The 12,836-nt window shown below is 62.3% G+C and carries 6 protein-coding genes; all 6 read left to right on the top strand.

Features of this window, described 5'->3' with window-relative positions:
* Positions 1-202: 202 nt before the first annotated feature.
* The gene (locus tag CJ255_RS18645; protein ID WP_097645604.1) at positions 203-1,942 is read left to right on the top strand and encodes a bifunctional metallophosphatase/5'-nucleotidase; all 1,740 of its coding nucleotides are present in this window, start codon (positions 203-205) and stop codon (positions 1,940-1,942) included.
* On the top strand, positions 1,939-3,261 hold the full coding sequence (locus CJ255_RS18640; RefSeq protein ID WP_097645603.1) for an aminotransferase class I/II-fold pyridoxal phosphate-dependent enzyme: 1,323 nt from the start codon (positions 1,939-1,941) through the stop codon (positions 3,259-3,261). Before CJ255_RS18645 ends, CJ255_RS18640 begins: the two co-directional genes overlap by 4 nt.
* A 191-nt stretch (positions 3,262-3,452) precedes the next feature.
* Positions 3,453-4,745 carry an FAD-binding oxidoreductase gene (locus CJ255_RS18635; protein WP_124682006.1) on the top strand — a complete coding sequence of 431 codons (1,293 nt, stop codon included), beginning with the start codon at positions 3,453-3,455 and terminating at the stop codon, positions 4,743-4,745.
* A 127-nt stretch (positions 4,746-4,872) separates the two neighbouring features.
* Entirely contained in the window at positions 4,873-7,575 is a 2,703-nt protein-coding gene (locus CJ255_RS18630; RefSeq protein WP_097645601.1) for an FAD-binding oxidoreductase, read from the top strand.
* A gap of 59 nt (positions 7,576-7,634) precedes the next feature.
* Complete coding sequence (locus CJ255_RS18625) at positions 7,635-12,590, top strand: DEAD/DEAH box helicase (protein ID WP_165774799.1); 4,956 nt, start codon at positions 7,635-7,637, stop codon at positions 12,588-12,590.
* Positions 12,565-12,836, top strand: a 272-nt coding sequence (locus tag CJ255_RS23005; RefSeq protein ID WP_133117012.1) for a hypothetical protein, incomplete at its 3' end; no start/stop codon positions are given. The genes CJ255_RS18625 and CJ255_RS23005, both read left to right, overlap by 26 nt.

The raw sequence follows: 12,836 nt of genomic DNA, 5'->3' as shown, positions 1-12,836 counted from the left end.
GCAACAACCCTCGCGTAGCCCGCTGTTCCTCTGTTCCTCTGTTCCTCTGTTCCTCTGTTCCTCTGTTCCTCTGTTCCGCTGTTCCTCTGTTCCTCTGTTCCTCTGTTCCTCTGTTCCTCTGTTCCTCTGTTCCTCTGTTCCTCTGTTCCTCTGTTCCTCTGTTCCTCTGTTCCTCTGTTCCTCTGTTCATCAGGAGGCCCCTATGCTCAAGCGGTTTGCCCTTATGGTCGGGGTGTTGCTGCTGGTTGTAGCCTATGCTGCGCCAGTGGCTGCACAGGATCGGACGACGGTGACGCTCTTCCATTTTACGGATTACCATTCCTATGCGGTGCCTTTCTATTCTGAAGGACGCCATGATCAGGGGGGGGTTGCGCGGGCCGTGGGCTATCTACGCCAGTTTGCTGATGATCCCAATACGCTCATCTTCAATGGTGGCGATATGATGAATCTTGATGTGCCTTCATGGGGGGTAAAATATACCTGCATTGAGTGGCCTTGGTTCAATGGGATTGTTGATGCGATGGCGTTTGGCAATCACGATGCTGATTATGGCGCAGAACATTTTGCCAATTGCCAGAGCCAGATTGATTATCCGATCCTGGGGGCTAATGTGCTGGATGCTGCGGGTAATCCGCTCTTTTTGCATGATGGGAAGAACTATCTGGTCTTTGAGGTGGGCGATGTTAAACTAGGGGTCTTTGCTATCGCTGGCCCCGATTATGATCGCCTCGTGCCTCCGGCCCGCCGTCCGGTTGAGGGGGCTACGTTTGGCGACTATATCGAGACGGCCCGCGAGGTGGTGCGCGCCCTGCGGGAGGATGAGGGGGTGCATGCGGTCATTGGGATTGGCCACGCTCATTATGAGGACGATAAGCGTATGGCTCAAGAGGTGCCGGGGATCGATCTGATCTTTGGTACCCATAGCCACCTCAAGCATGAGTTGGCGCTGTTGCCCGGTACCAATACCTATTCCATTTCGCCCTTCCAGTATCTCACCTACATTAGTCGCGTGGCGCTTACCTTTGAGGCGGGGATGCTGGTGGATGTGAGTGGTACGTTGGTGCCGGTGGATGCCAATCTGCCCGCCGATCCCGCGCTTGTCGAGCGGGTCGCCCAGCTTCAGGCTGAACTTGAGGCCGATCCGGAGTTTGCGCCCATGTTTGTGCAGATTGGCACAGCGGCTGAGGAGCTCTCGGAGCGTGGTAAGTTGACCGATGAGACGATTTTGGGCAATTTGGTGATGGATATTGCCCGTTCGGCAGCGGGGAGCCATATGGCGCTGGCGACGTCAAGTGGTTTGCGGGCCTCAATTCCGCCGGGCCCGATTCTTGAAGAGACGCTACGCACGACACTGCCCTTCCCCAATAAGCTGTTGGTCTTTCCGATGAGTGGCACGTTGGTGCAGGAATTGCTCGATTACAGTGTGTCACGCCGGGGCTTCGATTTCTTCTCGCAGGTCAGTGGGGTGCGCTTCAATATCGTTGAGGGTCGCGCAGCCAACATTCAGCTTTTGGCCGATCCGGGCAACCCGGCAGCGGGCTACCTGCCGCTTGATCCTAGTGGTATCTATCAGGTTGCGACGACCGATTTTCAGGGCTTGGTAGCGCCGGGCTATAGCGACATCTTTGCCCGTGCTGGTGAACATACCAATACCGGCATTGACCTGCGCGACCAGGTGCGGGCCTATATTCAGGCCAATAGCCCGGTGAGCGGTCAGCTTGATGGGCGTATCAGTGAGCTACAGCCTGCTGACATCCCTGCTGAGGTGCCCGCTGAGGTGCCCGCCGACATCCCTGCCGAGATGCCCGCCGAGATGCCCGCCGACATCCCTGCCGGCCTACCCCAAACTGCGGCGACCCCCGCACTCCCATTGCTCGCCTTGCTTTTGCTGGCGCTTGTGAGTAGCATGATGGGCATAGGTTTGAGAAGGAGCATGGAATGAGTACGCTGCGCGCCGCTGAGCGGGTGAGTCACTTTGGGACGAGTATCTTTGCTGAGATGAGCGCCTTGGCCCTGCAGTCCGGGGCGGTCAATCTGGGGCAGGGTTTCCCCGATTTTGCCGGGCCAGCCTGGATCAAAGAGGCGGCGGCGGCAGCAATTGCTGCCGACCTGAACCAGTATGCGCCCTACCAAGGGCTGCCTCAGTTGCGCGAGGCGATTGCCAAAACTTGGGCCGCCCATGGCTGGCGTGAGCTTGATCCCGTGCGCGAAGTGACCATCACCAGCGGCGCGACCGAGGCGCTCTTTGGGGCCATCCAGGCGCTCCTCAATCCTGGCGATGAGGCGATCATCTTTGAGCCCTTCTATGATGCGTATGTGCCCCATGTGACCATGGCGGGTGGCGTGCCTCGCTTTGTGCGCCTGCATCCGCCACGCCCGACCGGGCAGGCTACTGGCGCAAACCAGACACTTACACCAATTACCCTTGAACACACCGCATCATCAAGCACGCAAAAGCCCATTGGGACGCCATGTTCGGCAATCTGCAATCTGCAATCTACAATCGTAAATGGTATTACCGAGGGTGCGTGGTGGTTCGATCCGGATGAACTACGGGCCGCCTTTACGCCGCGTACCCGGCTGCTGCTGCTCAATACGCCCCACAACCCCACGGGCAAGGTCTATACCCAAGCTGAGTTGGCCTTGATTGCTGAACTCTGCATTGAGCATAATGTTATCGTGATTGCCGATGAGGTCTACGACCAGCTTACGTTTGGTGCAGCGACCCATATTCCGATTGCTACCCTGCCGGAGATGTGGGCGCGCACCTTGACGATCAACAGCATCGGTAAAACCTTTAGTGTCACTGGTTGGAAAATTGGGTATGCGGTAGGGGGCGCGGCGCTGAACGATGCGCTGCGGGCGGCGCACCAGTGGATCACGTTTGCGACGGCGACGCCGTTGCAGGCTGCGGCGGCCACGGCGCTTGAGGGGGCTTTGAGCAATGGCTACTACGCCCAGTTTCGGGCCGAGTATGCCGAACGCTACATGTTGCTGAAGGGGATCCTGCAGGATGCCAACCTGCCGCCCCTGCCCACCGAAGGCAGTTACTTCATTCTGGCCGATCTGGCCCAAACTAACTTCACAAGTGATGCAGCCTTCTGCCGTTGGCTCATCAGCGAGGTGGGGGTTGCGGCCATTCCGCCTTCGGCCTTCTACCGCGACCCGGCCAGTGCGCCGCTGTTGGCGCGCTTCTGCTTCGCCAAGCGCCTTGAGACATTGCATGCGGCGGGGGAGCGTTTGGTAAGGGATTGTTCGTAGCCACGTTGCAGTTTGCGAGGACGCGAGGATGCGAGGACGCGAAGCTAGCGCCGCTTCGCCTCACGCATCCTCAAAAGCAAGATGCGAGGACGCGAGGATGCGAGGACGCGAAGCTAGCGCCGCTTCGCCTCACGCATCCTCAAAAGTGACCTTTCGCTTGTCTGAAACCTTCCCGAAGGAGCAAGCAGATCGTGAATCTCCCTGCCATTACCCAACACCTGCGCGAGGTCGTAGGCGCGCCCAACCTGAGTACCAACACAGCATCCTATGTCATTCATGGCCAGACCCCGGCGCTGGTGGTGGCACCTGGGAGTGCAGAGGAGTTGGCCCGGGTGGTGGCGTTCTGCAATGAGGTGAAACTGCCGCTGGTGCCCTGGGGCGGCGGTACCCGTCAACTCTGGGGCCGTCCGTTGGCCACACGTCAGTTTCTGGTGGTTACCACCAGGCGCATGAAGCGGGTGCTGATCTACAACCCTGATGATTTGACCATCTCGGTAGAGGCGGGGATCACGCTGCAGGCGTTGGAAGAGCAGTTGGCCGCCCATCATCGGATGTTGCCCCTCGATGCCCCTTGGCCCAAACGCAGTACAATTGGGGGCATCTTGGCAACTGCGGTAGACGGCCCGCGCCGCTTGGGTTACGGCACGGCCCGCGATCTGCTAATCGGCATTCGTGTGGTTGAATCCACTGGCCGCATCACCAAAGCGGGTGGCATGGTGGTCAAAAATGTCAGTGACTCCGACATGATGAAGCTCTACCTAGGGAGCCTGGGTGCGCTGGCGGTGATCGTTTCGGCCAATTTTAAGCTGCTGCCGCGCCCGCGTGCCGCGAGTACGCTCACCTGCTTCTTTGCCCAACCCCAGGCCGCCTTTGGCTTGGCCGAGGCGCTGCGCGAAAGTAGCCTAACCCCCACGGCGGTCGAGTATCTGGAGGGCTGGTCACCAGCGGGGCCAACCGGCGGGATTACGCTGTTGGTGCGTACCGAGGGGTTGCCCGCTGAGGTTGAGCGCCATGTGCAGGATGTTGCTGCGTTGGCAAGCCAGGCTGGGGCGTTGCAGGTGGTGCGCTACCCTGAACCGGGCCATAGCTTTGATTGGGTTGAACTCTGCAATATGGCCCATCCGAAGAAGGTGGTGCCCAATGAGATGACCGTGCGGCTTAGTTGTCGGCCCGGCGAACTAGCAATTGCGTTGGATGGGTTGCGTAGCCTTGCAACCAAACACGGCCTGACACTCCGCATCAACGCACGGGCGCTCAGTGGTGTCGCCTACCTGCACCTCGGCGGTAGCGCCGAGGCGCAACGCACATGGCACAGCGCGGCCCTCGCCGCCCAACCCCAACTCGCTGTCATTGCTGCATCCCCCCAACTTGCCGCTGAACTCCCCGTCTGGGGCGCACCACCCGCCAACCTTGCCTTGATGCAGCGCATTAAGCATGAGTTTGACCCTGATCAGTTGTTGAATCCTGGTAGATTTGTGGTGTAGAGGAGCGGCAGAACAGAAGAACAGACGGGCAAGAGAACAGAAAGTTGAATCTTGGTAGATGTTGTGGGCTGTGCCCAAACCTCCTTAATTTCATTCGTATTGAACGAAATCAAATCTGCATACAGCTATGAATAATCTCTCAGAACTTATCGCTGCGCTCACGAGGCTGCTTGGCCCGCAGGCGCTGGTTACGCAACCTGATGCGTTGGCGACCTATGATGCCGATGCGAGTATGATCGTTGCTTGTGCGCCTGAGCTGGTGGTGCTGCCAGCCAATCATGAGCAGGCTGCGGCTGCGCTGGCGCTTGCGGTGGCGGCGGGCATGCCGGTGGTGGCCCGTGGGGCTGGGACGGGCATTGCGGGTGGGGCTGTGCCGGTGCGCGGTGGGATGCTGCTCAGTACTGCCCGTATGGACGCGGTTGAACGGATTGATCTGCGTTCACGCTTGGCAGTTGTGGGTGCGGGGGTAATCAATGCCGAACTGAATGGCCGTTTGGCACCGCTGGGCTACCAGTTTGCCCCCGATCCCTCCTCGCAACGGGCGAGTACGCTGGGTGGCAATCTGGCTACCAATGCGGGCGGCCCCCATTGCCTCAAGTATGGCGTGACCGCCAACCACGTCCTTGCGGTCGAATTGGCCCGCCCTGATGGCCAATTGCTCTGGACAAGCACTGGGGTGCCGGATAGCGCCGGCTATGATCTCACCGGCCTGCTGGTGGGGCACGAAGGAACCTTGGGCCTGATCACCCGCGCTATGGTGCGCCTCACGCCTCTGCCGGAAGCCAACCGGGTGGTGATGGCGCTCTTCCCTAGTGTCATTGCGGCCTCGGCGGCGGTGAGCCGCATTATTGCGGCGGGGGCATTGCCCACTTCACTAGAGGTAATGGACTACCACGGGATTCGGGCGGTCAATGATGCCTACGGCCTCGGCCTGCCGGAAGCAGCCGGGGTGACGTTGCTGATCATTGAGGTGGACGGGGTTGAGGAGGGGTTGGACGATCTGTTGGGCGCTATTCTGGCGCTGTGTCGCGCTGAAGGTGCCTTTGAACTGCGTCCGGCCCGCACTGCCGCCGAGCAGACCCGCGTCTGGGCGGCGCGGAAGTCGTTTGCGGGCGCAATTGGCCGCCTCGCTCCGGCCTATATGCTGGTTGATACGGTGGTGCCGCGCACGCGCCTGCCTACCATGATGGAGTATATCGAAGGCTTGCGCCAAACCTATGGCATGGAGGTCTGCAATGTCTTCCATGCTGGCGATGGCAACCTGCACCCGCTGATCCCCTATGACCCGCGTGATGCTGATCAGGTGCGCCGCGCCCATGCGGTGGCTAAAGCTGTCTTGACCCAGAGTATTGCTGAGGGCGGTGTGCTCAGTGGTGAACATGGCATTGGCATTGAGAAGCAGGAGTATATGCCGCTGCTCTTTAGCCCCGCTGAGTTGCAGTTGCAGGCTGCGATCTATATGGTCTTCAATCAGGGTGACCACTTCAACCCGGATAAGCGCTTTCCACTGGCGACACCTCCGGCCAGCCTAGCCGCCGAACGCCACGCCCGCCTTGTGGCGCGGCGTCACGCTGCTGCGGCTCGTAGTGATACGAAGCAGACCCAACTCCTAACGGAACTCCAAGCAATAGTAGGGCCGGAGCATTGCTGGTTGAGCACCAAGGCAGGCCAAGGGCTCCTGTGCAGCACGCCGGCCACGCCCGAAGCATTTGCCCAGGTGGTTGCTTGCTGCTATGCAGCCGGATTGATGCTTAGGGTAACGGGGGGGCCGCTTCATGCAGAGGCCAGCAACGGCCAAGGGGTTCTGCCAAGCCAAGCCTTGATCAGCACCCAACGCCTGACCCGCGTTGTCACCTATGAGCCAGACGACCTCACGATCAGCGTAGAGGCGGGCATGAGCTTGGGGGAACTTCAGGCGCACTTGGGCGCCAACAGCCAGATGTTGCCCCTAGATCGTGCGGAGGCTACGGCCACCATTGGGAGCCTCGTAGCTACTGCTGCCGACGGGCCGCGCCGCTTGGGCTATGGCAATTTGCGCGATTGGGTCTTGGGGCTAACACTGGTCGAGGCGGATGGCAGCTTGGTGCGCGTCGGAGCGCAGGTGGTCAAAAATGTTACGGGCTACAATCTACCGCGCCTGCTTGTGGGCAGCCGTGGCAGCTTAGGCTTCATTGTCGGCGTGAGTCTGCGCCTCTTCCCGCGCCCACCCAGTTCAAGCACGCTGGCTATCAGCTTTGCCGAGCCAGCGCCCGCGTTTGCGCTACGCGATCAACTGGCGGCCAGCCGCTTGCAGCCGGTGGCTGTCGAGTATGTGGTGGGCCCACAGACCAACCATAGCCCGACGCTCTACATTCGGGCGGAGGGCCATCCGGCTGCGGTAGCGCGCCACATGAGCGAACTCCAAAGCTATGCAACCAGCCATAGAGCTAGCGCGACCGCAACGTTCAGTGGCGCACAAGAGGAGGCGTGCTGGCGCGAGCTTGCCCGCATCAGCGACGGGCCACTTGACGCAGCCACATGCCGTCTGCGGCTCTGTAGCCACCCCGCAGAACTAGACGCCGCCATAGCAGCAGCGGTAGCCAGCGCAGCCACCCATGCCATCCAATTGAGCATCGGGGCGCGGGCGCTCAGCGGCGTAGCCTACCTGCTCGCTACTGGCAGCCCAGAGGCAATTGCCGCCATGCAAGCCGACCTCGCCCCCAACTGGCCCCAGCTCTATCCTCAGGACAATGGTGGAGGCACGCCCATCTGGGAGCAGGGTCAAGCCCCCGAACTGGCCCGGGCGATCAAGGAGGCATGCGATCCCTGTTTTGCTTTGGGAATATCGTAGCTGCCAAAATCATGCGATTTACTGTTGCTCACGGTCTTTTCCGTAGTGTGAGGTTCAGCGTGGATATCTTTCAACTCCGTCAGCAGGTTATCGATCAGTATGCGGCCTACACGCGCAGTTTCCTGACGATCGCGGATTCGACTCTACGCGCCTATGTTGACCAAGCGCTGGCCGCTGGGCAGCTTTGGCCTGATGCGCTTGTGCAGCTTTCGCCTGCCTACGACCATGCCAACACGGTGGCGGATCTGGTTGAGCGTGGGACGCTGCACGCTGGTTGTGGCGCGATCTTCCGCGTTCCTGATGGGGCCGCTGGGCTCCGCTCGCTGCACCTGTTTCGGCACCAGAAACAGGCGATTGATCTGGCCGCAGCCGGGCGTCACTTTGTGGTTACCACCGGTACGGGCTCTGGTAAGAGCCTCACCTACATGGTTCCAGTCGTCAACCATGTGCTGTGCCACCAGCCTGAGCAGGGCCGCGTCCGGGCGATCATCGTCTACCCGATGAATGCGTTGATCAACTCGCAGGCGAAGGCGCTGGAGCGCTTTTTCGGGAATATGCCGGGCTGCCCGGTGCGCTTCGCCCGCTATACCGGCCAAGAGCGCGATGCCGAGAAACGGGAGATTCAGCAGCATCCGCCCCATATTTTGCTGACAAACTATGTGATGCTCGAATTGATGCTGACCCGTCCCGATGAGTTCACCTTCGTCAATGCGGGGGTGGCAAACCTCCAGTTCGTTGTCCTCGACGAGTTGCATACCTACCGCGGGCGCCAAGGTGCCGATGTCGCTATGCTGTTGCGCCGTCTCCGCGAGCGCTCTGGTAATCCTGATCTGACCTGCATCGGAACTAGCGCCACCATGGTCAGTGGCGACTCGGCGGACGAGCGTCGCGCTGCGGTTGCCTGTGTGGCTGGCAGCATCTTCGGTGTGGCGCTCCCTCCCGACCAGGTGATTGAGGAGACGCTGACCTACGCTGTTCCGCAGTTGCCCGTTCCTGCTGCTGAGGAGCTGCGCGCTGCCCTGGAGTCCGATCTGCCGTCCAGTCTCGACTGGCTGAGTTTCCAGCGCCACCCGCTCGCCCATTGGATTGAGCAGACCTTCAGCCTGCGTGCAGACCAGGAAGGGACGCTCCGCCGCGCTGAGCCATGCACGCTGCGCCAGGGGGCTGCGGCACTCGCCGCTCAGACGGGTGTGCCCGTCGAACGCTGCGAGGCGCAATTGCGCCAGTTCTTCGATCTGGGGAGCAGCGTGCGCGACGAGAATGGCAAGCCGGGTTTCGCCTTCAAGCTCCACCAATTTATCTCGCAGGGCAGCGCCGTCTACAGCACCCTCGACGCACCCGCGCACCGCCACCTGACGCTTGCAGGGCAGCGCTATGTCGCTGGGCCCCACGGCGAGCGGCTGCTCTTCCCGTTGGTCTTCTGCCGCGAGTGTGGCCAGCACTACGCGCTCTGTGCCTACGACCCCGAGCTTGCGACGGTGACGCCACGCCAGCCGATGTCACGCGGTGAGGACGTGGCTGAACCGGCTGTGGCTGGCTACCTGCTTATCGGCGAGGATGGCTGGAGCGAGGAGTCGGAGGAACTGCTGCCCGACAGTTGGTTCAACCTGACGCGCAAGGGACGGACGATCAAGAAGGATTTTCGGCCTTTCCTGCCCCGCCGTCTGGATGTGCTACCGAATGGGCAAGTGAACCACACCGGCACAAAGTACACCAAGGCCGAAGCGGTTGATGCTGGTTCTGGCACCTTTGGGGGACACGCTGCAGAGTCGGTCACCGCCTGGTTCCTGCCTACGCCATTCCTGACCTGCCTATGCTGTGGGGTGGTCTACACACGCCGCGACAAGGACGACTTCCGCAAGCTCGCACGCCTCAGCAGCGAGGGCCGCAGCACGGCCACGACCCTGATCTCGGTCACCACGGTTGATGAGATGCGCCGCTCTGATCTCCAAGCGAGTGCGCAGAAGTTGCTCAGCTTCACCGACAACCGTCAGGATGCCTCACTGCAGGCCGGTCACTTCAACGATTTTGCTGGCGTCAGCCTGCTGCGCGCCGCGATTGCCGCCGCGCTGGAGGCTGCGCCGCCCGACCGCCCCCTCACCCACGTGACGGTCGCCCCGGCGGTCTGTGCGGCCCTGGCGCTGCCTCAGGAAGCCTACGCACGCAATGTGGGTGCCTACGGTGGGGCGAAGCGGCGGAACGAAGAGACGCTCATCGCCTACCTGGAGTATCGCATCTTCGAGGATCTGCGGCGCGGCTGGCGGATTACCCAGCCTAACCTGGAGCAGTGCGGGCTGCTACGCATTGATTACCTCGATCTCCACGAGCTGTGTGCGGATGTGGGCGAGGCGTCGCCCTGGGCTCAGCACCCCCTCCTCGCCCGCACGGCCCCGGCCCAGCGCGAGCGCGTTATCCGGGCGCTGCTGGAGTACATGCGTCGGGAGTTGGCACTTGATGCGCCGTGTCTCGATCCCGAGCGTCAGCCCGAATTGGTGAAGCGCGTGGGGGCCGCGCTCAAGGAGCCTTGGGTCTTTGCTGAGGAGGAGGTGCGTGATCTCCGTGTGGCGACGCGCTTCCTCGTGCCTAGCGACGAGCCGGTTCCTCCCGGTGCCCGCAGCTTCTCCGGTCGTGGCCAACTTGGCCGTTTCCTGCGCTCGCCCCGCGCCTGGCCCGCGCTTGAGGCCCCCCTCGACGATGCGGCCTATGAGGCGCTGCTTACGGCATTGATTGACATCCTGGTCGGGACGAACATCCTGGTGGATGTGGCCGAGCGCGGAACCCGTGCGCTCCAGATCCGCCGCGATGCCCTGATCTGGCTGCCCGGCGACGCTAGCTCGCCGCAGGTTGACTTGATCCGCGCCCGCCGCATGGATTTCACCACCAAGGCACACAGGACACAAAGGGTTGATGAATCTGGGGCGTGCCCGCACCATAACCCTGATCCAACTTCGTGTCCTGTGTGTCTTGGTGGTGAACCAATCCGCCAAGCGAACGCCTTCTTCCATGCGTTCTACCGGCGCCCGCCAGCGATCCTGCGCGGGATTGAGGGCCGCGAGCATACGGGCCAGGTCGATCAGGAGCGCCGCGAGGAACGCGAGGAGCAGTTCCGCGCGGGGACGCTCCCGGTGCTGTTCTGCTCGCCCACCATGGAACTCGGCATTGACATCGCTGATCTCAACGTCGTCCACATGCGTAATGTGCCGCCCACACCGGCGAACTATGCCCAGCGCTCGGGTCGCGCCGGGCGGAGCGGTCAGCCAGCCTTGGTGATGACCTACTGCTCCACGGGTAGTGGTCACGACCAGTATTTCTTCCAGCGCCCCAAGGCGATGGTTGCCGGTGTTGTCGCCGCGCCGCAGATTGATCTCGCTAACGAAGATCTGCTGCGGGCCCACATGCACGCTATCTGGCTAGGGGAATGTGGGCTCGACCTGGGCCGCGACATGCTCGCGCTGATTGACCCGAATCTGCCGGGCCTCCCGCTTAAGCCCGAGGTGTGGGAGCGCATCACGCTTGGGGATGGTGCGCAGGCCGCGTGTCTCGCGCAGTGTCGCGGGGTACTCGCGACCATTGCTACGGATCTGGCTGCCAGCGTCTGGTTCACCGAGACCTGGCTCAACACGGTCGTGGCCGAGGCGCCGCAGCGCTTTGACGAGGCCTGCGGGCGCTGGCGCCAGCTCTACGTTGCTGCCGAGTCTCAGCTCGCCGAGGCGCGCGGGGAGGCTGACGCCTACCGGCGGGGCAGTGGCGACCGCAAGGCGCACGAGGAGGCCGAGCGCCGTGAGGCCGAGGCCAAGCGGCAACTCGCCCTGCTGGGTGGCCGCGAGGGCCGTGGCAGCAGCGAGGCTGATTTCTACCCCTACCGCTACTTCGCCAGTGAGGGCTTCCTGCCGGGCTACAACTTCCCTCGCCTGCCTGTGCGGGCGTTCCTACCCTTCAGTCGCGGTGAGGGCAGCTTCCTCGCTCGGCCACGTTTCTTGGCGATCCGCGAGTTCGGCCCGGCCAACATCATCTACCACGAGGGCCGCAAGTACCGGGTCACCCGCACCGCCGTGCCGACCGGCGATGCCAGCCGGCGCTTCCTGCGTGCCAAGGTCTGCAAGAGCTGTGGCTACTTCCACGAGGGTGCTGAAGCCGAAGTCTGCGAGCAGTGCCAGGCCGTCCTCTCCGGGCAGGGTGCGACCTACTTGCCCCATCTCTTCGAGATGAACACGGTCATGGCGCAGCCGGCTGACCGCATCACCTGCGAAGAGGAAGAGCGCGCCCGCACGGGCTTTGATCTGGAAACCTTCTACCAGTTTGCGCGTAGCACGCATGGCCCCCGGCGTCAGGACGCGAGCTGTGATGTGGCCGGCGGGCTTGATCTGGTCTACGCGCCGACGGCGACGATCTGGCGCGTCAACCACGGTTGGAAGCGCTCCCGCGAGGTTGGCTTTGCTCTCGACCTGCGCCGTGGCCTTTGGGGGCGTCAGCCGGGCGGCGAGGAGTTGCTGGAGGGCAGCGAGGATCTTACTGGAGACGCGGTACGCCGCGGGGTGCGCCTGGTCGTCCGCGATACGCGCAATCTGCTGATCGTCGGGCTGCCTCCGGCCATTGCCGCGCAACCTGAGCATGCGGCGACGGTTCAGTACGCCATGCAGCGCGGGATCGCCGCCGCCTTCCAGTTGGAGGAGCAGGAGCTCAGTTCGGAGCGCCTCGGTACCGGCCCGACCACGCGCCTGATCTTCTGGGAGGCGGCAGAGGGTGGTGCGGGGGTGCTGCGGCGTCTGGTCGAGGAACCACGCGCTCTGGCTCGCGTCGCCCTGGCCGCGCTCGCGATCTGCCACTTCAATGCCGATGGCACGGAGGAGCACTCGAACGCTGGTGAGTGCGTGCGGGCCTGCTACCGCTGCCTGCTCTCCTACAGCAACCAGCCCGACCATGCCCTGCTCGACCGGCGCACCGTGCGCGATCTGCTCGTTGCGTTGACTCAGGCTGAGGTGGTTGGTGATGGAACGCGGATGCCGCACGATTGAACGGATGAACGCTGATCACACAACAAACAATGCCGATCCGCGCCCATCCGCGCCATCCGCGCCATCCGCGTGCCATCCCGACTCCAGCGTTGATGGAACGCAGATGCCGCAGATTGAACGGATGAACGCTGATCACACAACAAACAATGCCGATCCGCGCCCATCCGCGCCATCCGCGCCATCCGCGTGCCATCCCGACTCCAGCGTTGATGGAACGCAGATGCCGCAGATTGAACGGATGAACGC

Source organism: Candidatus Viridilinea mediisalina (assembly GCF_002532535.1).
Taxonomy (GTDB): Bacteria; Chloroflexota; Chloroflexia; order Chloroflexales; family Chloroflexaceae; genus Viridilinea; species Viridilinea mediisalina.
This window is presented reverse-complemented; position numbering and strand designations above follow the sequence as displayed.

Excerpts from the sequence above, each read along its gene's own strand:
- CJ255_RS18640 (WP_097645603.1), top strand. The coding sequence starts at position 1,939 with ATGAGTACGCTGCGCGCCGCTGAGCGGGTGAGTCACTTTGGGACGAGT.
- CJ255_RS18645 (WP_097645604.1), top strand. The coding sequence starts at position 203 with ATGCTCAAGCGGTTTGCCCTTATGGTCGGGGTGTTGCTGCTGGTTGTA.
- CJ255_RS18630 (WP_097645601.1), top strand. The coding sequence starts at position 4,873 with ATGAATAATCTCTCAGAACTTATCGCTGCGCTCACGAGGCTGCTTGGC.